Genomic DNA, 20,732 nt, shown 5'->3' on the forward strand with positions numbered 1-20,732 from the left:
CCCCAAGTCCTGTTCGGGACTTGGGGCGACGGGCGTTCGCCGTACGGAGGTCCGGCAGGTCAGACGAGCGAGTCGCTGGTACGACGACGACGGGCGATGAAGAACGTACCGCCGACCGCGGCCGTGGCGACCAGACCGGCGCCGACCCCCATCTCGGTCGAGCTGGGGCCGATGGAGCCACCGAGGCCACCCTCCGAGCCCTGGCCGGCCAGCACGCGGAAGCGGTGCGTCGCGATGCGGCTGTTGTCGCTGCACTTGACGGACAGGTTGTAGTCGCCCGGAGTGGCGTGGTTGTGGATACGGGCCCTGGCCTCCGAGTGGCCCGAGGCGTTCACCGAGAGCTGCGCCTTGGGGAAGGCGTTGGACGTGACAGTACCGCCGTGGCCACAGCCCTGGGCGGTGATGTGCAACGTACCGCCCTGGTGGACGGAGAAGGGGTTGACGGTGATGTCCCTCGGACCGTTGGTGGCCCCGGCCAGCGGGGCGGAGAGCGCCACGGCGGCGCAGGCCGCGGCAGTCACCGTGAGAGCGCGTGAAGCACGCATCGTTGAGCCTCCAGCGGAAGACGCCCCAAAGCGGTGCTCCGGGAAATTCGACGAGTACGCCCTCCATGACGAACCATCACCGGACGGAACATTCGACGCATTTCGGCACTGGTCCACCCCGGTGAGGCGACACGCCGACGGAACGCGCCCGGATCTGACGGACCCGCAGGTCACAGACCGTCAGAACTTTTATACGACGACTACTCGAATGGGGCAGTTGGTCCGGCGCGGACGGCCGCACCACCCATTCGCCCTCCAGTTCTCGCCGACCCGGACCACCGCGCTTAGCGTGCGTACCAGGTGCCCACGAAGGGAGAACCATGGGCCTGGACCACGGCGGCTCGGAGTCGAGGAGACGCTCGCCCTGGGGCGTTCTGGCTCTTGTCATGCTCTCTGGTCTCGCACTGATGCGGAACGGGGCGGACGTGTCCCTCGGACCGCCCCAGCCGGCCTCGGCGGCGGCGCTGGACACCCGGCGGGAGGCGGTGACCGAGCCCGCGAGCGTGCCCATCGTCAAGCCGCTGCCGTACGCGCCCATGTCCCGCGTGACGATCCCGGCGATCAAGGTCGACGCGCCCGTGATGGACGTGGGGCTCGACCCGGAGGGCTGGATCGCCGCCCCGCCTCCCCAGGACGCCAACATGGCGGGCTGGTACCAGAACGGCGTCGCCCCCGGCCAGCGCGGCACCGCGGTCGTCGTGGGCCATGTCGACAACCAGGCGGGCCCCGCGGTCTTCTACGGCCTCGGCTCGCTGAGCAAGGGCGAGCACGTCGAGGTGACCCGCTTCGACGAGCGGGTGGCGGTGTTCGAGATCTACGGCGTGGAGGTCTTCTCGAAGAACGACTTCCCGGGGGCGCGGGTGTACGGCGACACCGGCCACGCCGAACTGCGCGTGATCACCTGTGGCGGGGGCTACTCGAAGGCCGGCGGCTACGACGGCAACGTCGTGGTCTTCGCCCGGCTCGTGGAGACCCGCTGACGGTCGGTCGATCCCCGTACGGGGGTGGGTGGGACGAAGCGCGCGCCGCCCCACCCACCACGGCCGTCAGGGCCGTCAGGGCCTCGGGACGGTGATGCCGTAGCCCTTGTTCAGCAGCTCGGGCAGATAGTCCCGGAGCGCGGCCACACTCTGCGAGCGGTCGCCGCCCGCGTCGTGCGACAGCACCACGACCCCCGGAGCCGCCCCGTCGAGCACCGTGCGGACGATCTTCCCGGTGCCGGGTGACTTCCAGTCGAGGGTGTCGACGGTCCAGGCGAGCGGCTCCATGCCGAGGTCCGCGCCGATCTCGAAGGTGTGCCGGTTCCACGAGCCGTACGGGGCACGGAACCAGACCGGCGGACGGCCCAGCGTCCGCTCGATCACCTCGCTCGTACGCTCCATCTCCGCACGGATCTTGGCCGGCCCCAGCTTCGGCAACTCCGGGTGCGACCAGGTGTGGTTGCCCACGATGTGCCCGTCGTCGGCCATCTCGCGCAGCAGGTCGCGCTGACCGGTGGCCATCTCGCCGCAGACGAAGAACATCGCCCGTACATCGTGCGCGCGCAGCGTCTTGAGGATGCCGGGGGTGTAGTGCGGATCGGGCCCGTCGTCGAAGGTGAGCACCATGGAGTGGCCCAGGTCCGGCATCTCCAGGAAGGGTTCCTTGCGTACGGGAAGCCTGGCGGGCCGTTGGTCGGGCGGCTGCTGGAACTCCGTCATGGGGCTCAGCCTGTAGGCCGACGGCCGGCGGGGCAAGGCCGCCTGCGGTCCGGCCGCCGGGGAGCTCCCCGACGGGCTCCCGGCAGCAGGGCGGCCCGGTGTCTGGGCGTCGCCCGCGGTCAGCAACCGGGTCAGCCCGACAGCCCCGAGGACGGCGGCGATACGGAGCGCGGCCCGGCGCCCCGGAATCATCTGGTCCTTTTTGATGGCTTCCATGGCCAATGGCTCGCACGGCCGGTGCGTCCTGTCCCTCACCGACACCGGGGAGGACGGGGAAAGCACCCGATGGGATGAGCCGATGAGCTTCGGCGGCGCCGGCCAGGCGGGAGCCGATGCCCATACACCGCACCACCGGCCCTGTCCGACAAATCACGCCCGGCCAAAACCCTGCGAAACCACCGCCGGGCGGACCCCCGGAGGGGCGCCGTCCGGGAGCAGATAGCCTCGCTGCCGTGACGGATCAGCAGCCCTCCCCCTTCGAACGCGGAACCGACGGCCCCAAGGTGATCGTCACCGGGGTGGACGGCTCCGAGTCGTCCCTCCGCGCGGCGGCGTACGCCGGTGGTCTCGCCCGACGGCAGAATGCCCTGCTCGCCATCGTCTACGTCCAGCCACTGATGTCGTCGGGGGCCGCGCTCGGTGCCCCGGTCGCCGACACGACCGGGGAGATCGCCGAGGGTCTGGCGGAGCAGATCCGCACGAGCGCGGAGCAGGTCAGAGGTATCTGGGACGTCCGCTGGGAGTTCCACACCCTGCGCGGCGACCCCTACAACGGGCTGGTCACGGCGGCCGACGACCTCAAGGCGGACGCCGTGGTGGTGGGCGCGTCGGAGTCGGCGGGGCACCGGTTCATCGGCTCCGTGGCGGTCCGGCTGGTCAAGGCGGGCCGCTGGCCGGTGACGGTCGTCCCGTAGAACGCCGCGCCCCAGGGCCTGTCCAGCGAAGTAGCGCCGTCCGCCCGCAGGGCGGGGCCACGCCCCCCGCGGAGCGGCTGATGCCTCATTGGCGCGGTGCATCGCAAAGGACACCATCCCCCAGGGCTCAACGGCCCATCATGAGGCCGTCCTTGGCGGCGCCGCGACCGAGGACCGCCGCCTCGATCGCGGACCTCGTGGCCCGGTAGTCGTCCCTCGACGGGGCGTCGTCCAGCGCCTGCGACAGATTGACCACCCGTCCGACACTGTTGTCCATGGTCTGCGGGATGAACTCCGCCTTCGTCACGGCCCAGCGCTCCCCCTTGACCGTGGGCGGCGCGAAGGTGAACCGGCCGATCGAGCCCTGTGTGCCGCGCGGGTCGAACTCCCCGGCGTTGTTGATCATGTCGCCGGCGATCTGGTCCCCCATGCCGTAGACGATCCAGGTGCCGTTGACCTTCTCGTACGCCTGCGGGGCATGGACGTGCGTGCCGATGATCAGGTCGATGTCCGGGCGGCCCCCCGTCGTGGAGGCGGTGAGCCGTTCGCCGAGTTCGAGCTGCTTCTCGTCGGGCGCCGTCTGCCACTCCGTACCCCAGTGCATGCTCACCACGACGACGTCGGCGCCCGCCGCGCGGGCGGCCCGCGAGTCGGCGACGATCCTCTCCTCGTCGATCAGGTCGACGACCCAGGGCTGTCCGTCGGGCAGCGGGTTGCCGTTGGTGTCGTACGTGTACGCGAGCTGGGCGACCTTCGCGCCGCCGGCGTCGAGCAGCGCGGGCCGGGTGTCCTCCTCGGCCGAGCGCGCCGAACCGGCGTGCTTGACCCCGGCCTTGTCGAGCGCGCCGAGCGTGCGCCTGACGCCCTCGGCGCCGGCGTCCAGGGTGTGGTTGGACGCGGTGGAGCAGGAGTCGTAGCCGGTCGCCCTGAGCGCGGTGGCGATCTCGGGCGGTGACTTGAACGACGGGTAGCCGGTGAAGGGCCCGCCCTCGGGGCCGTACACCGTCTCCATGTGACAGATCGCCACATCGGCGGCCGAGACGACGGGCTTCACCCCGGCGAGCATCGGTACGAAGTCGTGGCCCGCGCCGCCCGCGTCCGCGTTGGCGCGGCTGATGACGGAGTCGTGCGGCAGGACGTCCCCGGAGGCGACGAGCGTGAACGCACGCTGCCCCGCCGCCCCTCCCGCGGCCGAAGGGCCGGGCCCGGCGCCGCTCCCGACGGGCCGGTCGAGGAGCGAGTCCGCCGCGCCGGGGCCGGCGCATCCCGCGGCCGTGCCGAGCAGCAGGGCCGCGGCGGCCAGCGCTCCGTGTCGCATGCGCGTCGTCATCGGTCAGGCTCCTTCATGGACGAGGAAGGCGACCAAACGGTCAACGCATGCATTCTTCATATTAATGTGATTAATGCTGCGAACGAGGCGAAGTACCTGAAATGGACGAAAGGGATCGGCCGAACCGTTCACCGCACCACTCGCCGCGCGGAGCGACCGCTCGTCGCAGACCCTTGTGAGCCGTCTGTCCCCGGACACACCGGATGCGTTCCGATACGCCAACGGCAGCGACGCCGACGCCAGCGACCTCCGCGAGAAGGGACGTTCACGATGACCACCGCCACGGCCACGGCGACGACCGACGAGCGGGCGCTGACGGAGTTGCAGCGCGACCACGGCCCCGCGCTGCTCCACTTCCTGCTCGGTCTGACCTACGGCGACCGGCAGCGCGCCGAGGACCTGCTCCAGGAGACGCTGGTCCGCGCCTGGCAGCACCCGGAGGCGTTCGAGGGCCCCTACGAGTCCATGCGGCCCTGGCTCTTCACGGTGGGCCGCCGGCTGGCGATCGACGCCCGCCGCTCACGGCTCGCCCGCCCCGCCGAGGTCAGCGACGGCGTCCTCGAAGCCACCCCGGAACCCGGCGATCCCACGGAACGCTCCGTCGCCGCGCTCGACGTGCGCGAGGCGGTGAAGGCGCTGAGCCCGGAGCACCGCGCCGTACTCGGGCAGATCTACTTCAAGGGGCTGAGCGTGGTCGAGGCCGCGCAGGTGCTCGGCATTCCGGCCGGCACCGTCAAGTCCCGCTCCTACTACGCGCTGCGCGCCCTCGGCCGCTCGCTGCCCGGCTACCACAGGTCCTCCTCGTCGAAGAGTGCGAGGAGCGCCGCGCCATCGGCCACCTCCGCATAGGCGGCGGCGCAGCTCGCGCAGCCGTCCAGGTGCCCGGCGATCAGCCGGTCCTCCTCGCGTGTGAGAGCTCCCAGCGCGTACGCACCGAGCTGCGACCGCACATGCCGGTCACCGTCGGCCTCACCCGTCACAATCGCCTCCGGTCCGCTGTCCGATCCTGCTCTTCTGGCCACGCTGGGCACCGGCCGCCGGTTCAATGCTCGGTGAAGCAGCGTCCCCGGAGAGGAAGGAAGGCGGAAAACGATGCGTCCGGAACGTCATGACGAAGGCGGTGGTGGCGGCCTGCTCGTCCCCATGGCATGGATGTACGCGGAGTACATCGCCGACGAACTACTGCGCACCGGCGATCTGATGCCGCCCACCACACTTGAGTACCGGGCAGGTCGCGACGCCCTCGCCCTGACCATCTTCCTGTCCGACGGGCCGGTCGGCGGACCCGGCGGCGTGGCGCGGATGGCCGAGTGGCGGACGCTGACCGCGTACGGCACCGGTTGGCGTGAATGGGTCTGTCACCAGCTCGACCTGCTGGAGACCCGCGCGTGCCAGGCGGAACGGTCCGGCACCGCCCGCCCCGATCCGGATCTGGAACTGGCCCTGGCCGCCTGGCGGTGGCTGGAGGAGACCGAACTGCTGGCCCCGGACCTCGACGCGGTGGGCGCGCCGGGCGGCGATCCCCGCACGGGCGACGGCGGGGACGGCGAGCAGCACGAGGAGGAGGGGCCGCAGGTGTGGACCCCGGCGTGGCAGCTCGGGCTGCCGCTGGGGCATCTCGCGATCCATCTGTTCTGAACGTCAGGCGCGACTACCCGCCGCACTCGCTGTGGGCGCTGTACTCGCTGTGCGCGCTGCCGCGGACATCACGTGCCGTGCACGCCCGCGCGGTACTTGGGGATCCGTACGGTGATCCGCATCCCCGCCCCCACCCCCGTCTCGATGACGAGCCCGTAGTCGTCCCCGTACACCTGGCGCAGCCGCTCGTCCACGTTGAGCAGTCCGATGCCCGTGGACAGACCGCCCTCGCCGCGCAGGATCTGGCGCAGCCGCTCCGGGTCCATCCCCACCCCGTCGTCCTCGATCACGACCTCCGCCTCCGAGCCGGCGTCGAGGGCGCTGATGGTGATGTGACTCATCGTGATCTTGCCTTCGAGGCCGTGCTTGACCGCGTTCTCGACGAGCGGCTGAAGACAGAGGAACGGCATCGCGACCGGCAGCACCTCGGGCGCGACCTGGAGCGTGACCGACAGCCGATCGCCGAAGCGGGCCCGGACGAGTGCCAAGTACTGGTCGATGGAGTGCAGTTCGTCGGCGAGGGTGGTGAAGTCGCCGTGCCTGCGGAACGAGTAGCGGGTGAAGTCGGCGAATTCCAGGAGCAGTTCGCGGGCGCGCTCGGGATCGGTGCGGACGAACGAGGCGATGGCGGCCAGCGAGTTGAAGATGAAGTGCGGCGAGATCTGGGCGCGCAGCGCTCTGATCTCCGCCTCGATCAACTGCGTTCGGGAGCGGTCGAGTTCGGCGAGTTCGAGCTGTACGGAGACCCAGCGCGCGACCTCTCCGGCGGCCCGGGCGAGGACCGCGGACTCCCGTGGCGCGTACGCGACGAGCGTGCCGAGCACCCGGTGGTCGACGGTCAGCGGCACGGCGACGCCCCAGCGCAGCGGGCAGTCGAGATCGCCGCACCCGCTGGCGAAGGCCGTGTCGCGCCCGCTGGCGAGCAGGGCCTGCACATGGTCCATCACATGCTTGCCGTGGTGGTCACCGAGACCGTCCCAGGCGAGCACCCGGTCCCGGTCGGTGAGGCAGAGCGCGTCCGTGCCGAGCAGCGAGCGCAGCCGGCGGGCGGCCTTGCCCGCGCTCTCCTCGGTGAGGCCGGCGCGCAGGGGCGGCGCGGCGAGCGACGCGGTGTGCAGGGTCTCGAAGGTGGCGTGTTCGACCGGCGTACCGACGTCGCTGGTGCGGTCCGGGCGTCCGCGCCCGCCGCGGCGGCCGAGCAGGAAGCCCCCGGCGAGCAGCAGCGCGCCGAGCACGATCAGGACCACGAGGGCGGCGCCGCTCATCGGGGGCCTCCCCTGGCGCGGGGCATGAGGGCCTCCGGGAGATGGAAACGGGTCATGGCCGCCTTGGTCCCCGGCGGTATCCGCGACTGGGTGGCCAGCGACACCAGGATCATCGCGAGGAATCCGACGGGCACCGACCAGACGGCGGGCCAGGCGAGCAGGGCGTTCGGCCAGCCCGACCGTACGGCTCCGCTGACCGTGATCCCGATGGCCACCAGCGCCGAGCCGCCGCCGAGGAGCAGCCCGGCGATCGCGCCGGGCGGGGTGAGCCGCCGCCACCAGATGCCGAGCACCAGCAGCGGGCAGAACGACGAGGCGGAGACGGCGAAGGCCATCGCGACGGCGTCGGCCACCGGCAGGCCGCTCACCACCAGCGAGCCGCCGAGCGGTACGAGGATCGCGAGCAGGGTGGCCAGCCGGAAGTGCCGTACGCCGCGCGAGGGCAGCACGTCCTGGGTGAGCACCCCGGCGACGGCCATGGTCAGACCGGAGGCCGTGGAGAGGAACGCGGCGAAGGCGCCGCCCGCGACGAGGGCCCCGAGCAGATCGCCGGCCGTGCCCCCGATGACGAGATCGGGCAGCAGCAGCACGGCGGCGTCGGCGTCCGTACCGAGGGCGGGCGCGGGGGCGTACAGGCGGCCGAGCGCGCCGTACACCGGGGGCAGCAGATAGAAGCCGCCGATCAGGGCGAGGACGCCGACGGTGGTGCGGCGGGCCGCCCGGCCGTTGGGGCTGGTGTAGAAGCGGACCACGACGTGCGGCAGTCCCATGGTGCCGAGGAAGGTGGCGACGATCAGTCCGTACGTCGCGTACAGCGGGTGGTCCGCGCGGCTCGACATCTCGGTGAGGTCGAAGTCGATCGGGGGCCGGCCGTCGCCCTGCCAGGCCAGCAGCAGGAAGATCGCCGGGACGAGCAGGGCGGTGAGCTTGAGCCAGTACTGGAATGCCTGGACGAAGGTGATGCTGCGCATGCCGCCCGCCGCGACGGCCACCACCACGACGACGGCGACGAGGACGGCACCGAACCAGTTGGGCGCGCCGGTCAGGATCTCCAGGGTCAGGCCCGCCCCTTGGAGCTGCGGCACGAGATAGAGCCAGCCGGCGCCGACGACCAGCGCGCTGACCACGCGCCGCGCGGGGCGCGACTCCAGGCGGCCCTCGGCGAAGTCGGGAAGGGTGTACGCGCCGGAGCGGCGCAGCGGGGCGGCGACGAAGATCAGCAGGACCAGATAGCCGGCGGTGTAGCCGACCGGGTACCAGAGCATGTCCGGGCCGTGCAGCAGGAGCAGTCCCGCGATGCCGAGGAAGGAGGCCGCGGAGAGGTATTCGCCGCTGATCGCGGCGGCGTTGAGGCCGGGGCGCACCGTGCGGGAGGCCACGTAGAAGTCGGAGGTGGTGCGGGATATGCGCAGGCCGAAGCCGCCGACGAGGACGGTGGCGACCACGACGACGGCGACGGCCGTCACCGTGTAGGTCTGGCTCACGGCAGCGGCCGGCCCTTCACCAGCCGGGCGAAGTCCCGCTCGTTGCGCTCCGCGCGCCGCACGTACCACCAGGCCAGCAGGGTCAGCAGCGGATAGGCGGCGACGCCGAGCACCACCCAGACGACGGTGGTGTCGCGCAGCGCCGCGAAGGCGAGCGGGAGTGTGCCGACGACCGTGGCGAGCAACGCGAACGCGGTGAGCCCGGCGCGGAGTTGGCTGCGCATGAGGGAGCGGACGTAGGCGTCGCCGAGCGCGGTCTGCTCGTCGATCTCGGCCTGGGCGCGGTAGCGGGGCAGGGGACGTACGCGGCGGGGCTCGCCGGTGACGACCTCGCGCTTGGGGGTGGAGTCGGCGGTCATGCTCTCTCCTCCCCCTCCCCCCTCGTGCCTCAGGCGTCGTCGCGGTGCCAGGGCCGGAGTGTAAGCGGACCGTCAAGGCGGAGGGAAGCCCCGACGCCCGCCGTACGCATCTGCGAAGGGCCAGGTCAGCGGCCGGGCAGCCGCATCAGCAGATCGCGTACGGCTCTGGCGTGCCGCCTGCTGACGGCCAGTTCCGCGCCGCCGACGCGCACACTCATGGCGCCCGCGTCGAGGCGCAGTTCGTCGATACGGGCCAGCGCCACGAGATGGCGGCGGTGGATGCGTACGAAACCGCGGGAGCGCCAGCGCTCCTCCAGGGTGGTGAGCGGAATACGGACCAGATGGCTGCCGGTGTCGGTGTGGAGTCTGGCGTAGTCGCCCTGGGCCTCGGCGTAGACGATGTCGGCGACGGGGACGAAGCGGGTCACGCCGCCGAGTTCGACGGGGATCTGGTCGGTGGAGGTGTCCACGACGGGGCCGCGCTCCCCCACCAGTTCGGCGACGCGCCGGACGGCCTCGGCCAGCCGCTCCCGGCGGACGGGCTTGAGCACGTAGTCGACGGCCTTGAGGTCGAACGCCTGGACGGCGAAGCCCTCGTGGGCGGTGACGAAGACGATCAGCGGGGGTTCGGCGAAACCGGCCAGGAGCTTGGCGACGTCCAGCCCTGTCAGCCCCGCCATGTGGATGTCGAGGAAGACGACGTCGACGGCGGCGGGGTCGTCGGGGCCGGCGTCGAGGGCGGCCCCGATACGGCGCAGCGCCTCGGTCGCGCTCGTGGCGCCCTCGGCGCCCCGGATCCGCGGGTCGGCGCGCAGGAGGTACAGCAGTTCTTCGAGGGCGGGCTCTTCGTCGTCCACGGCCAGTACACGCAGCATGACGCGGAAGTTTAGGTGCTGTGGAGCGTGGTGGGCCCGGGTCGGTGGGTGGAGAAGGTCGAAGAAGGGGCGGAGAAGGCTGTCGGCTTGAGTGATTTGCCGTCGCGCTCCGTATCAGGAGGCATGCGGACACCGGAGATCCATCGCGACGTCGGCGCCTACGCACTGGGCGTGCTCGACGCGGCCGATGCCTTCCGCTTCGAGGACCATCTCATGGACTGCCCGCACTGCACACTGCTGTTGGGCGATTTCGACGGGGTGCGCGGTCAGCTCGACGAGTTCACGCGGGGGACTCCCGCGCGGGTGGCTCCCTTCGTGTCGGCGGGGCCGGAGCTGCTGCACCGGATGATCGAGGGGACGGCCGCCCGGCGGCGGGTGAGCCGCAGACGGCGCCTGGCCCTGGTCGCGGCGGCGGTGGTGATCGCGGTGGGCGGCCCGTTCGCGATCGTGGACGCGCAACGCGGCGGCTCCCCGACGGTGGCGACCGCGGAGCGGTGGACGGCGACGGACCGCAGGACCGGGACGGCGGCCGTCGTGACGGCGGCGGAGAAGGGCTGGGGCACCGATGTGGCGCTGGAGCTGTCGAGGTCGGCGGCGGCCGGGGTGTGCGCGCTGGTCGCCGTGGGCCGTGACGGGTCGGAGGAGACGGTGATGACGTGGTCGGCCCGTGGCGACGCGGACGGTCCGCTGGTCACCTGGGGTGGCGCCGCGCTGCGGCCGTACCAGATCGACCGGTTCGAGGTGCGGACGGCGGACGGGCAGCGGCTGATGACGGTACGGGGCGGCTGACGCGGCCGGGACGGTGGCGGGCTACTTGAGGAACCGGGACGTCCTGCGGTCGGCGAGCGGCTTGCCGCCCGTCTGGCAGGTCGGGCAGTACTGGAGCGACGAGTCGGCGAAGGCGACCGATCTGATGGTGTCGCCGCAGACCGGACACGTCTCGCCCGCCCGGCCGTGCACCCGCAGGCCGCTCTTCTTCTCGGCCTTGAGCCGCCCCGCGGCGACGCCGCGCGACCGCTCGATCGCCGAGTTCAGCGTCGTACGCATCGCGTCGTACAGGACGGTGATCTCGTCGTCGGTCAGATTGTGGACCGGCTTGAAGGGCGACATCTTCGCCGCGTGCAGGATCTCGTCGCTGTACGCGTTGCCGATGCCCGCGATCAGCCGCTGGTCGCGCAGGGCGCCCTTGAGCTGCCGCCGCTCCCCCGCGAGCAGCGCGGCGAGCGCGTCCCGGTCGAAGGCGTCGTCGAGCGGGTCGGGGCCGAGGCTCGCGATGGCGGGCACCTCGAAGGGGTCCCGTACGAGATGCACGGCGAGCCGCTTGGTGGTGCCGGCCTCGGTCAGGTCGAAGCCGTCGCCCTCGGCCAGTACGGTGCGCAGCGCCAGGGGCCCCTTCCCCGGGCGCGGCGGCACCGCGGGGAACTCGTCCTTCCAGCGCAGCCAGCCGGCGCGGGCCAGATGGATCGCGAGATGCAGTCCGGAGTCGCCCGCCACGATGTCGAGCCACTTGCCGTGCCGCTCGATCGCGCTGACGGTGGCGCCCTCCACGGCGGTGAGCGGCGGGTCGTACGTCTTGAGGACGTTGATCGTCAGGGGCAGGACGCGGACGATCTCCTTGCCGACCAGATGGCCGTCGAGGAACTCACGCAGCGCTTCGACTTCGGGGACTTCCGGCATGCCTCCAGGGTGCCGCAGCGCCGGACCGAACGCCCGGCGGGCGCCGGGCACGCCCTGAGTGGTGGCTCACAGGCCGTAGACCGCCGTGGCCGTCGCGCCGAAGACCGCCCGTCGCTCGTTCTCGCTCAGGTCGGCGGTCAGCGTGCGGGTGACGTCCACGACCTCGGTGTACGAGGCGGCCAGCCGGCACACCGGCCAGTCCGAGCCGAACATCAGGCGTGCGGAGCCGAACGCGTCGAGGACGGTCTCGGTGTACGGGCGCAGTGTGTCCGCCGTCCAGGAGTCCCACTCGGCCTCGGTGACCATCCCGGAGAGCTTGCAGACGGCGTTCGGCCGGGCCGCCAGCGCCCGGATGTGGCCCGCCCAGGGGTCGAGGCCGCCGGAGGCGATGGGCGGCTTGCCGAGGTGGTCGAGTACGAAGGTCAGCTGCGGCAGCAGTGCGGCGACGGCGGTCGCGGCGGGGAGCTGGTGGGGCAGGACGACCAGGTCGTACGCGAGCCCGGCGGCGGCCACGGCGGCCAGCCCGTCCTGCACGTCGGGGCGCAGCAGCCACTCGGGGTCGGGCTCGCCCTGGACCTGGTGCCGGATGCCCACGAGCTTGTCGCCGCCGGGCAGTTCGCGCAGCGCGGCGAGCGTGTCGGCGATGTCGGGGGCGGTGAGGTCGGTCCAGCCGACGACACCGGCGATCAGCTCGTTCGTGTCGGCGAGGGCGAGGAACTCGGGGGTCTCCTCGGGGACCGTGACGGTCTGGACGAGGACGGTGGCGCCGACACCGGCCGCGCGGGCCTCGGGCGCGAGGTCGGCGACGCCGAAGTTCCGCCGGATGGGTGCCATGGTGGGCCCGGTGATCCAGTCCTGGTCACGTACGGACAGGTCCCACACATGGTGGTGGGCGTCCACGACAGGTGCCGTCGCGGTCGGCTGCCGGGGCGGCGCCGCGCTCATCGGGCCTCGCCCTCCAGCAGACCCTCGGCGCGCAGGTCGTCCCAGAGCGCGTCGGGGACGGTGCGGCCGTACATGTCCGCCGCGTCCTCGACCTCGTACGCGGAGCGCGTCCCGACGAGGACACTCACGACGGCCGGATGACGCAGCGGGTAGGCGATGGCGGCGGCGCGCAGCGGGACGCCGTGCCGCTCGGCGACGGACTTGATGCGCAGGGCGCGCTCCAGGAGCGCGGGCGGCGCGGCCGTGTAGTCGTACGTCGCGCCGGGGCGCGGGTCGGCGAGCAGCCCGGAGTTGAAGACACCGCCGACGACGACGCTCCGGCCGCGCTCGGCGGCCTCCGGGAGCAGTTCGGTGAGGGCGGACTGGTCGAGGAGTGTGTAGCGGCCGGCGCACAGGACGACGTCGACGTCCGTGTCCCGGAGGAAGCGTGTGAGGACCTCGGTCTGGTTCATCCCGGCGCCGATCGCGCCGACGACGCCCTCGGCGCGCAGCCGCTCCAGCGCGGGGTACGCCTGCCCGAAGGCTTCGGCGACGTGCTCGTCCGGGTCGTGCAGGTAGACCGTGTCGATCCGGTCGGTGCCGAGCCGCCGCAGGCTGTCGTCGATGCTGCGCCGTACGCCGTCGGCGCTGAAGTCCCAGACGCGGCGGTGTGTGGCGCGTACGGCGAAGCCGTTGGCCAGGTCGTCGCCGTCCGCGAACGGCAGGGGCTCCAGCAGCCGGCCCACCTTGGTCGACAGCGTGTACTCGGCACGGGGCCGGGAGCGCAGGGCCTCGCCGAGCCGGCGTTCGGCGAGGCCGATGCCGTAGTGCGGGGCGGTGTCGAAGTAGCGGATGCCCGCGTCCCAGGCGGCGTCGACCGCCGCGGCGGCCCGCTCCGGTTCGACGGGGGTGTAGAGATTGCCGATCCCGGCCGTTCCGAAGGAGAGCTCGGATACGCCGACCTCGCCGCGTCCGAGCGTGTTCTGCCGCATTGCGCTGTGCCTCCCCGAAGTTGACACCCAGAATATTCATCGGATGACTGGGTGGCGTCAACACCTTCGAGACCCCGAAGTCCGCCTGGTAGCGGACCGTGTCCATTCAGCCTGTCCGGGGATCGAGGGCATCACCGGTCCGCTCGGGTGCGGCGGGAATTGTCCGACCTATCATGCCAAGTCGGACCCGACGGCCACCGCGGTTCCGACGGGCGCCGGCAGGCGGAGCAGTGCGGTCAGCTCCTCGTTCATGTTCTTCGCCAGCCCGCCGAGGTCGGGTACGGCCTTGCCGTCGGCGACGAGGCCGACGTGGACCTGACCGCCGTACGTCGTCAGCCCCACGGCCAGGGACTGACCGCGCGCCAGCGGCGCCATCGGATAGATCTCACGCAGCGGGCAGCCGCCGAACGACAGCGTCGCGCGCGGCAGCGGCACGCTCGTCACCAGGACGTCGAAGAGAATCCGGGCGGCGCTGCCCGCGAACGGCGCGCCGAGCCGGTGCGCGAGCGGGTGCAGCTGTCCGGCGAGTACGGCGACTGCCCCGGCGCCCCGCGAGGGACCGTCCTTCTTGTTGCGGTCCATGGTCTCGCGCACGGCGGCGAGCCGGGCCGACGGGTCGGGCTCGGAGACCGGCAGCCCCAGGAGATACGCGGAGAACATGTTGCCCGAACCTGTGCTGCCGCCCGCACCGGCGCCCTGTCGGGCCCGGCTCGGCCGCCGCCCCGAGACCGGCACCAGGGCGCGTGGGTCGGAGCGCGGGTCGGAGTCCGGCAGTTCCTCGCCCCGCTCCAGCATCCAGCGCCGCAGCGCGCCCGCCACGGTGGCGAGCAGGACGTCGTTGACCGTGCCGCCGTGCGTCTTGCGCACCTGCCGTACGTCCTCCAGCGCGAGCACGGCCGTGGCGAGGCGCCGGGTGCCGCTGGAGCCCGCCACGAGGGCGGTCGTGACGCGCAGGTCGAGCCGGCTGGCGCGGACGACCGAGGCGCCGATCCCGAGCGCCCGGCCCAGATCGCCGAGCCGGTCCTTCGCCAGGTCGGCCACCTGTGCGGGGCCGGGCAACCAGGAGCGGGGCGGCACGGGGCGGGTGCGGCGGGTGCCGGCGGCGCGCGCGTCGGCGATCTGATCGAAGATGCCGGCGCCGATGGCCACGGCGCGCATGCCGTCCGCGAGTGCGTGGTGCAGCTTCACCAGTACGGCGAAGGGGCGCCCGGCCGGCTCGCCGGCGGGTGTCGCGGCCTCCGGCGCGGCGCCGCCCGTCAGGAGATACATCTCCCAGGGCGGGACACCGCGCTCCAGGGGCCGTTCCATCAGCCGCCCGGCGAGCCGGGCGCTCTCCTCCGCGAAGTCTCCGGGCGGCAGTTCCAGGTGCCTCACGTGTCCGCGTACGTCGAAGTCCCGGTCCACGCTCCACGCGGCGCCGCCCACCGGCAGCAGCACGTCCCGCACCCGCATCCGGAGCCGCGGGACGGCCGCCGCGCGGGTGGCCAGCAGATCCAGCAGCGCCTCGTCGTCGGCGGCGCCCGGCGGCGCCTCGAAGACGGCGAGCGCGCCGAGGTGCATCGGATGGTCCGGGGATTCGAGATGCCAGAAGGCCAGGTCGAGAGGTGCCAGCAGCTCGGTGGTCACGGGGTCCTCATGTCTTGGGGGTCTTGGGGGTCCTGGAAGGTCCGGGGGTCTGGGGCCTCGTGGCCCTGGGGTCTCGCGAAGCGAGAGGCCGCAAGTCAATCGCCTGCGGTCGGTTACGTTCAAGTACGAACACGTTACGCCCAGTTAGCGTCACTGTAACGCCCTACGCCCGTCGCGGCCCGCTCAGCCGTTCCGCACCGGACGGGACGGCACGACGAACTCGCTCCACACGCACTTGCCGCTGCCGCGCGACTCCACACCCCACTCGTCGGCCAGCACGTCCACCAGGACCAGACCGCGCCCCGAGACCCCCGTCTCCCCCGCGTCCTGGATCCGGGGCAGCGCGCTCGACCGGTCCTCGACCTCCAGCCGCAGCCGCCGCTCCATGCCCGGCAGCACCCGGACGGTCACGATCGCGGCACCGTCGGTGTGGGTCAGCGCGTTGGTCATCAGCTCGTCGGCCACCAGCTCGATGTCGTCCGACCGGTCCTCGGCACCCCACGCCCGTACCGCCGCCCGGACCATATGACGCGCCGACGACAGCGCCTCGGGTTCGTTCTGTCCGACATGCTGCTGGAGCCGGCCACCGGTCCTGCCCGCGTACGCGCCCCGCCTGCGCAGCAGCAGTACGGCGACATCGTCCTCACCACCCCGGTCGTCCACCACCGCGCACAGCTGGTCGGCCAGTTGCTGGAGATCGCGCGGGCCGCCCGCGATCACGCCCGCCAGCCGCTGCATGCCCTCGTCCAGATCGGCGCCGGGCATCTCCACCAGTCCGTCGGTGTAGAGGACCAGTGTCTGTCCGGGATCCAGCTCGACGGTGTTCACGGGGTATTCGAGCCGCCCGAACTCCGCCGAGAGCCCCAGCGGCAGTCCGCCCTCCGCGGGCAGCCGGCGGCAGCTTCCGTCGGTGTCCCGGATCATCGGATCGACATGGCCGGCCCGGACCATCCGTACGACGCCCGTGGCGAGGTCGACCTCCGCGTAGACGCAGGTCGCGAAGCGGTCGGTGTCGAGTTCGTGCAGGAAGACCGAGGCCCGCGCCATCACCGTGGCCGGGGTGTGGCCCTCGGCCGCGTACGCCCGCAGCACGATCCGCAGCTGTCCCATCACGGCCGCGGCGTCGGTGTCGTGGCCCTGTACGTCACCGATGACGGCACCGACGCGGCCGCCGGGCAGCGGGATGACGTCGTACCAGTCACCGCCGACGTCCCTGCCGAGCCGGGCCGAGCGGTAGCGCACGGCGATCTCCGCACCGGCCACGGCCGGGATCCGGCGCGGCAGCATCGCCTGCTGGAGCCCTTCGGCGAGATCGTGCTCCTGCTCGAAGAGCACGGCGCGCTGGAGGCTCTGCGCGATGCTGCTGCCGAGTGCGACCAGCAGATTGCGGTCCTCGGCGGTGAAGCCGACCTTGTCGCCGTAGAGCAGTCCGACGGCCCCGATGGGGCGGCCCTGCGCGATCAGCGGCAGATAGGCCGCCGAGGTGATGCCGAGGTGGCTGATGTGGGGCCACAGGCCGGAGTACGACGTGGCGAAGTCGTCCGCGGACTCGATGAACCGCGGGGCGAGCGTACGGATCACCTCGCTCATCGGGTACTCCTCGTCCACCCGCGTGACCCGCGTCCCCGGCACGAAGGAACCCACGGGGCCATCGGCGACCAGATGGATACGCCCCGAGTCGAGGAGGCCCATGACCATGCTGGTGGCGCCGAGGTGTTCGAGCCCGTCGGACTCCTTCAGGACGTCGATGACGTCCTGGACCGTTCTGGCGTGCGCGAGGGCCGCCGTCGCGCCCTCGACGACGGTGGTACGGCGCCGGCGCTCCTCGTCGAGGTCGAGCCGTGCCATCGAGTCGGCGAGTTCCTGGGTGGCGTCGCGGATGATCCCGATGATCCGCCGCGGGCGGCCGGTGGCGTCGCGCCGGACGTGGCCCTGCGAGTGGGTCCAGCGCAGGGTGCCGTCACGGCGCCGGACGCGGAAGTAGGCACCGTAACCCTGGCTGCTGCGGGCCATCGCCTCGCCCACCAGCGCGTCGAGCCGGGCGCCCTCACCGGGCGGCAGGCGCTCCATGACCTTGCTGCGCGTGCCGTCGTACTCGTCGTCGCGCAGATCGAGGATCTCCAGCGCCACCGGGTCCAGGTGGAGCAGACCGCTGCCGAGATCCCAGTCGAAGCAGCCCATGCCGTTGAGGGCCAGGCTCAGCTCCGGCTTCGCGGGCCAGTCGTCGGGGAGCGACGGGGGCCCCGCTTCCCGATCAACCATGGAGTCACTCTGTCATCATTTGTCGGATATCTCGACCGGTCCGGCGTGCGGGTCCCGCCGAGCACCGGGAGGCGGAACTCGGGGCCCGCGACTCCCTGACCGCCGAGCGTGTCCCCGCGGTCGGGCTGGGCTCACTTGCCGACGAGGCTCCACGTACCGTCGCCGGCGCCGGCGCTGTTGAGGGCGGTCCAGTCGGCGTCGTCGAGATCGAGGGCCGCACGGAGGTAGGCGGAGATCGCGTCGGCAGTGAAGGCGACACGGGCGGGGTCCTCGTCGCTCGTCTCGGCGACCTGCTCGCCGGCGAGTCCGCCCATGGTGTGCTCGCCCTCGGTGATGCCGAGCAGGCTCTTGGGCGCCGGGCTGAGGTGGTAGGCGTCGGTGAACCACTCCGGCCCCCGGGTCGAGAGCTGCGAGTCGTCCTTGCCGCCCGCGACGACCAGGGCCGGAGTGGTCATGGTGGAGAAGTCCGGCTTCATGAACGGAAGGTTCTCGGCGGCGAACGGGGTGAGGGTGTCGCCGGTTCCCGTCGCCCCGATCAGCGCGCCGGCCGAAACCGCGGGATGGGAGAAGTCCTCTCCCGCGACACCCTCGGCGTCCAGCACGCGCGCACCGAGGAGGGCGCCCGCGGTCTGGGCGCCCCACGAGTGGCCGACCACGGCAGCGCGCCCACGGTCGGCGCGGCCCTCCAGGCCCGCCTGGACCAGGACATCCACGAGGTGGTCGAGGACCGCGTGCAGGTCGGTGATCCGTACGCGCCAGATGGTGGCGAAGCGCGGGTCGTCCCAGGTGATGGCGGTGCGCCGGGAGTCCAGGTGGGTGGGCTGCACCACGACGAATCCGGCGGCGGCCCACCGGTCGACGAGGGGCCCGTACCCGTCCAGTGACCACGCGTTCCCGTGGGAGAAGACGATCACGGGCAGGTTCCGGCCCGACCGGGGTGCGGTGACCTTCACCTGAAGGTCGATGCCTCGCCCGGGCGAGGGGACAACGATGGGCTTGACCGAGACGATCTGCCGGCCGAGGGAGTGGGACGAAGACATGAGGGTCCTGCGCTTTCCATGAGTACCGGGATGCCATAATTTGGCGGAGCACCGTTCCGCCAAATTAGCGGAACATTGTTCCGCGAGCAAGGGGAGGCATCCGTGCCGGAGTTGGTCGGGGTACGCCAGGCACAGGCTCAGCGCACCCGCGACGGCGTGCTGGAGGCCGCCGCGGCGGTCTTCGTGGACCGGGGCGTCCAGGCTCCCGTCCGCGACATCGCCGACCGCGCCGGCGTCGGTGTCGGCACGGTCTACCGGAACTTCCCGACCCGCGCGGATCTCGTCACCGCCGTCTACCGGCACCAGATCGACGCCTGCGCCGCTCTCGCGCCGCGGCTTCTTGAGGAATCCGCCTCGCCGTTCACCGCTCTGACCCTGTGGACGGACGCGTTCGTGGACTTCCTGGTGACCAAGCACGGCCTCGGCGCCGCACTGGGGTCCGGTGATCCGGGGCTGGAGAACCTCCACGCCCTCATGCTCGACACCCTGGTCCCGGCCTGCGCGTCACTGCTGGACGCCTGCGCCGCCACCGGGGAACTCCGCCCCGGTGTCGCCGCCTACACACTCCTGCGCGCCATCGGAAACCTCTGCATCACCGGCCCCGACTACGGCCAGGCCGACGCCAAGGGCATGGTCGCCCTCCTCCTCGCCGGATGCCGCGGCAAGGGATGACGGCTGCCTCGGCGCACTCCCCCGTACGCCGGCTGCGGGCCGGTCAGCCCTGGAAGGTGGCGGGCCCGGCCGGGTCGCCGTCGGGCGACGCGGGGACGAAGCCGTCGTCGGACAGCGTGCCCGGGTCGGACAGCGTGCCGGGGTCGCCGTCGAGCGGCCCGTCGGCACCCGGCCGCTCCGGGGACATCGGCATCACCGGATAGTCGGGGTCGACGCCGCCGTCCGGGTCCTCCGACGGCGAGGGGCAGTCGCGCGGGTCCGCCATGGGCTCGGACCACTGCTCGTCGGGCGCCGGGCCGTCGGGTGCGCGGCAGTCGGGCGAGGGGGCCGGGTCGGTCCCGGACTCGTCGGGTTCCGGGACGGCCGGATCGGAGCCGCCCGGGTCCGGGCTGTCCGAGCCGCCGTCGTCCGGCGCGGGCGGTTCCAGCGACGGGTCGATGATGTCGGTGTCCGGGGGGTACGGCGGCGGTACGTCGGGCTTCTTGTCCTGGTCGCCGTCGGTGCCGGTCTTCCGCTCCAGCCACGTGTTGTCGACGGCGTTGACGATCACCAGGGCCTTCACGACCTGCGTGCTGCGGTTGACCACGACGACCCGGTCGGGCCGGTAGCCGCTCCACGGTGTGCCCTGGTGGACGGCGTCGGCGCGCAGCGCGACGGCCGGGCGCAGCGGGTTCCCGCAGGCGCAGCGGACCCTGGGCAGTCCGCGGTCGTCGACGAGGACGGCGGTGCCGCTCTGGAGTACGGCCTGGAAGGCGGCGGGCGCGCCGTCCCGGTAACCGTGGTTGGTGACGCGTACGTCGGCGCGCAGCACGACGGGGGTGAGCCCACGCAGGAACGTCGGGACGGACGCGGCGTCGACGCCGGCCCCGCGAGCGAAGGCGGCGGTCTTGGCGCGGTCGGCGGTCAGGAGGCGGACCTGCGCGTCGACGTCGCAGCTGGGGGTCGACTTCGTACCGCCGTACAGCCCGGCGGTGGCGCCGGAGACGGAGCGCAGCGTCTGGGGGCGCTTGGTGGGGCTGCTCGAATCACCCGGTTCGCTGGGCGCGCCCGGTTCGCTCGGTGACGGGGGTGGCGAGGGCTCCGCGTCCGGCACCGGCGCCGCGGTCGACTCCGTGAAGGGGTGGGGGCCCGGGGCGGCGAGGGGCTGGAGGGTGACCTTCGCCGCGGCCGCCGCCTGCGCCGCTTTCGCCGCCCGCGCGTCCTTGCCGACGCTGTCCTCGCCGCAGCCGGCCGTGATCAGGATGCCGGCCGACAGCACGGCGAGCGCGGCGTGCCGACGTCGAACGGGTAGGCGTCGCACAGGGTCTCCCAGCTGTTCGTCCTGTCCGGAATGTGACTCCATATCTGCCGGACACCGGGCCGCCCCGCAAGCGGGGGCGGCGGACGGGGGACGCGCCGCACACGTCGAGCGCCGGACGGGCTGTCCGCC

The 20,732-nt window shown here is 72.4% G+C and carries 21 protein-coding genes; 6 read left to right on the top strand and 15 right to left on the bottom strand.

Annotated elements, in window-relative coordinates; genetic code table 11:
- Window positions 1–59: 59 nt before the first annotated feature.
- Window positions 60–545 carry a hypothetical protein gene (locus tag ACFUN8_RS30705; protein WP_383644694.1) on the bottom strand — a complete coding sequence of 162 codons (486 nt, stop codon included), beginning with the start codon at window positions 543–545 and terminating at the stop codon, window positions 60–62.
- A 320-nt stretch (window positions 546–865) separates the two neighbouring features.
- Here ACFUN8_RS30705 and ACFUN8_RS30710 point away from each other — a divergent pair, with 320 nt between their 5' ends.
- Window positions 866–1,525: a class F sortase gene (locus tag ACFUN8_RS30710; RefSeq protein WP_383644697.1), complete on the top strand. Its 660-nt coding sequence runs from the start codon at window positions 866–868 to the stop codon at window positions 1,523–1,525.
- A gap of 75 nt (window positions 1,526–1,600) precedes the next feature.
- On the opposite strand, the gene ACFUN8_RS30715 is transcribed toward ACFUN8_RS30710, so the two are convergent.
- Entirely contained in the window at window positions 1,601–2,452 is an 852-nt protein-coding gene (locus tag ACFUN8_RS30715; protein ID WP_383644739.1) for a polysaccharide deacetylase family protein, read from the bottom strand.
- A 245-nt stretch (window positions 2,453–2,697) separates the two neighbouring features.
- Between ACFUN8_RS30715 and ACFUN8_RS30720 the strand changes: the two genes are divergently transcribed.
- A complete protein-coding gene (locus ACFUN8_RS30720; protein ID WP_383644699.1) occupies window positions 2,698–3,159 on the top strand; it encodes a universal stress protein in 462 nt (153 codons plus the stop codon).
- Between the two features lie 127 nt (window positions 3,160–3,286).
- Here ACFUN8_RS30720 and ACFUN8_RS30725 read toward each other — a convergent pair whose 3' ends face one another.
- Window positions 3,287–4,489 (bottom strand): CapA family protein, encoded by a 1,203-nt coding sequence (locus ACFUN8_RS30725; RefSeq protein ID WP_383644701.1) that lies wholly within the window; start codon window positions 4,487–4,489, stop codon window positions 3,287–3,289.
- Between the two features lie 270 nt (window positions 4,490–4,759).
- Between ACFUN8_RS30725 and ACFUN8_RS30730 the strand changes: the two genes are divergently transcribed.
- Window positions 4,760–5,338: a sigma-70 family RNA polymerase sigma factor gene (locus ACFUN8_RS30730; protein WP_382572182.1), complete on the top strand. Its 579-nt coding sequence runs from the start codon at window positions 4,760–4,762 to the stop codon at window positions 5,336–5,338.
- Here the strand turns inward: ACFUN8_RS30730 and ACFUN8_RS30735 are convergent.
- Window positions 5,275–5,511 (bottom strand): zf-HC2 domain-containing protein, encoded by a 237-nt coding sequence (locus ACFUN8_RS30735; protein ID WP_383644704.1) that lies wholly within the window; start codon window positions 5,509–5,511, stop codon window positions 5,275–5,277. The genes ACFUN8_RS30730 and ACFUN8_RS30735 overlap by 64 nt on opposite strands.
- 70 nt (window positions 5,512–5,581) lie before the next feature.
- On the opposite strand from ACFUN8_RS30735, the gene ACFUN8_RS30740 reads away from it, so the two are divergent.
- Entirely contained in the window at window positions 5,582–6,127 is a 546-nt protein-coding gene (locus tag ACFUN8_RS30740; protein ID WP_383644706.1) for a hypothetical protein, read from the top strand.
- Between the two features lie 68 nt (window positions 6,128–6,195).
- On the opposite strand, the gene ACFUN8_RS30745 is transcribed toward ACFUN8_RS30740, so the two are convergent.
- The 4 genes from ACFUN8_RS30745 to ACFUN8_RS30760 form a co-directional block, all read right to left on the bottom strand.
- Window positions 6,196–7,392 carry a sensor histidine kinase gene (locus ACFUN8_RS30745; RefSeq protein ID WP_383644709.1) on the bottom strand — a complete coding sequence of 399 codons (1,197 nt, stop codon included), beginning with the start codon at window positions 7,390–7,392 and terminating at the stop codon, window positions 6,196–6,198.
- Window positions 7,389–8,876 (bottom strand): cation acetate symporter, encoded by a 1,488-nt coding sequence (locus ACFUN8_RS30750; RefSeq protein WP_382572177.1) that lies wholly within the window; start codon window positions 8,874–8,876, stop codon window positions 7,389–7,391. Before ACFUN8_RS30750 ends, ACFUN8_RS30745 begins: the two co-directional genes overlap by 4 nt.
- Window positions 8,873–9,235 carry a hypothetical protein gene (locus ACFUN8_RS30755; RefSeq protein WP_382572175.1) on the bottom strand — a complete coding sequence of 121 codons (363 nt, stop codon included), beginning with the start codon at window positions 9,233–9,235 and terminating at the stop codon, window positions 8,873–8,875. The genes ACFUN8_RS30750 and ACFUN8_RS30755 overlap by 4 nt, the downstream gene beginning before the upstream one ends.
- Before the next feature lie 125 nt (window positions 9,236–9,360).
- Window positions 9,361–10,110, bottom strand: coding sequence for a LytR/AlgR family response regulator transcription factor (locus tag ACFUN8_RS30760; RefSeq protein WP_383644713.1), 750 nt, complete (start codon window positions 10,108–10,110; stop codon window positions 9,361–9,363).
- 123 nt (window positions 10,111–10,233) lie between these two features.
- Here ACFUN8_RS30760 and ACFUN8_RS30765 point away from each other — a divergent pair, with 123 nt between their 5' ends.
- Window positions 10,234–10,899, top strand: coding sequence for a zf-HC2 domain-containing protein (locus ACFUN8_RS30765; RefSeq protein ID WP_383644715.1), 666 nt, complete (start codon window positions 10,234–10,236; stop codon window positions 10,897–10,899).
- A 21-nt stretch (window positions 10,900–10,920) separates the two neighbouring features.
- On the opposite strand, the gene ACFUN8_RS30770 is transcribed toward ACFUN8_RS30765, so the two are convergent.
- From ACFUN8_RS30770 to ACFUN8_RS30795, 6 genes are all read right to left on the bottom strand, one after another.
- The gene (locus tag ACFUN8_RS30770; RefSeq protein ID WP_382572171.1) at window positions 10,921–11,787 is read right to left on the bottom strand and encodes an Fpg/Nei family DNA glycosylase; all 867 of its coding nucleotides are present in this window, start codon (window positions 11,785–11,787) and stop codon (window positions 10,921–10,923) included.
- 66 nt (window positions 11,788–11,853) lie between these two features.
- Complete coding sequence (locus ACFUN8_RS30775; protein ID WP_383644718.1) at window positions 11,854–12,732, bottom strand: amidohydrolase family protein; 879 nt, start codon at window positions 12,730–12,732, stop codon at window positions 11,854–11,856.
- Complete coding sequence (locus ACFUN8_RS30780) at window positions 12,729–13,703, bottom strand: aldo/keto reductase (protein ID WP_383644720.1); 975 nt, start codon at window positions 13,701–13,703, stop codon at window positions 12,729–12,731. The genes ACFUN8_RS30775 and ACFUN8_RS30780 overlap by 4 nt, the downstream gene beginning before the upstream one ends.
- 171 nt (window positions 13,704–13,874) lie before the next feature.
- On the bottom strand, window positions 13,875–15,329 hold the full coding sequence (locus tag ACFUN8_RS30785) for a wax ester/triacylglycerol synthase family O-acyltransferase (RefSeq protein ID WP_383644723.1): 1,455 nt from the start codon (window positions 15,327–15,329) through the stop codon (window positions 13,875–13,877).
- 183 nt (window positions 15,330–15,512) lie between these two features.
- Window positions 15,513–17,591: a SpoIIE family protein phosphatase gene (locus ACFUN8_RS30790; protein WP_383644726.1), complete on the bottom strand. Its 2,079-nt coding sequence runs from the start codon at window positions 17,589–17,591 to the stop codon at window positions 15,513–15,515.
- Between the two features lie 131 nt (window positions 17,592–17,722).
- Window positions 17,723–18,631: an alpha/beta hydrolase family protein gene (locus tag ACFUN8_RS30795; protein WP_383644730.1), complete on the bottom strand. Its 909-nt coding sequence runs from the start codon at window positions 18,629–18,631 to the stop codon at window positions 17,723–17,725.
- 102 nt (window positions 18,632–18,733) lie between these two features.
- Here ACFUN8_RS30795 and ACFUN8_RS30800 point away from each other — a divergent pair, with 102 nt between their 5' ends.
- The gene (locus ACFUN8_RS30800; RefSeq protein WP_383644733.1) at window positions 18,734–19,303 is read left to right on the top strand and encodes a TetR/AcrR family transcriptional regulator; all 570 of its coding nucleotides are present in this window, start codon (window positions 18,734–18,736) and stop codon (window positions 19,301–19,303) included.
- Window positions 19,304–19,346: 43 nt separating this feature from the next.
- On the opposite strand, the gene ACFUN8_RS30805 is transcribed toward ACFUN8_RS30800, so the two are convergent.
- Complete coding sequence (locus ACFUN8_RS30805) at window positions 19,347–20,603, bottom strand: DUF6777 domain-containing protein (RefSeq protein WP_383644736.1); 1,257 nt, start codon at window positions 20,601–20,603, stop codon at window positions 19,347–19,349.
- Window positions 20,604–20,732 lie beyond the last annotated feature (129 nt).

It is taken from the genome of Streptomyces sp. NPDC057307, from assembly GCF_042667665.1.
Taxonomy (GTDB): domain Bacteria; phylum Actinomycetota; class Actinomycetes; order Streptomycetales; family Streptomycetaceae; genus Streptomyces.

Bases quoted from the DNA above. Each gene is read 5' to 3' on its own strand.
- ACFUN8_RS30730 (WP_382572182.1), top strand. From the start codon at position 4,760: ATGACCACCGCCACGGCCACGGCGACGACCGACGAGCGGGCGCTGACG.
- ACFUN8_RS30725 (WP_383644701.1), bottom strand. From the start codon at position 4,489: ATGACGACGCGCATGCGACACGGAGCGCTGGCCGCCGCGGCCCTGCTG.
- ACFUN8_RS30780 (WP_383644720.1), bottom strand. From the start codon at position 13,703: ATGCGGCAGAACACGCTCGGACGCGGCGAGGTCGGCGTATCCGAGCTC.
- ACFUN8_RS30710 (WP_383644697.1), top strand. From the start codon at position 866: ATGGGCCTGGACCACGGCGGCTCGGAGTCGAGGAGACGCTCGCCCTGG.
- ACFUN8_RS30795 (WP_383644730.1), bottom strand. From the start codon at position 18,631: ATGTCTTCGTCCCACTCCCTCGGCCGGCAGATCGTCTCGGTCAAGCCC.
- ACFUN8_RS30775 (WP_383644718.1), bottom strand. From the start codon at position 12,732: ATGAGCGCGGCGCCGCCCCGGCAGCCGACCGCGACGGCACCTGTCGTG.
- ACFUN8_RS30765 (WP_383644715.1), top strand. From the start codon at position 10,234: ATGCGGACACCGGAGATCCATCGCGACGTCGGCGCCTACGCACTGGGC.
- ACFUN8_RS30770 (WP_382572171.1), bottom strand. From the start codon at position 11,787: ATGCCGGAAGTCCCCGAAGTCGAAGCGCTGCGTGAGTTCCTCGACGGC.
- ACFUN8_RS30755 (WP_382572175.1), bottom strand. From the start codon at position 9,235: ATGACCGCCGACTCCACCCCCAAGCGCGAGGTCGTCACCGGCGAGCCC.
- ACFUN8_RS30740 (WP_383644706.1), top strand. From the start codon at position 5,582: ATGCGTCCGGAACGTCATGACGAAGGCGGTGGTGGCGGCCTGCTCGTC.
- ACFUN8_RS30790 (WP_383644726.1), bottom strand. From the start codon at position 17,591: ATGGTTGATCGGGAAGCGGGGCCCCCGTCGCTCCCCGACGACTGGCCC.
- ACFUN8_RS30705 (WP_383644694.1), bottom strand. From the start codon at position 545: ATGCGTGCTTCACGCGCTCTCACGGTGACTGCCGCGGCCTGCGCCGCC.
- ACFUN8_RS30745 (WP_383644709.1), bottom strand. From the start codon at position 7,392: ATGAGCGGCGCCGCCCTCGTGGTCCTGATCGTGCTCGGCGCGCTGCTG.
- ACFUN8_RS30760 (WP_383644713.1), bottom strand. From the start codon at position 10,110: ATGCTGCGTGTACTGGCCGTGGACGACGAAGAGCCCGCCCTCGAAGAA.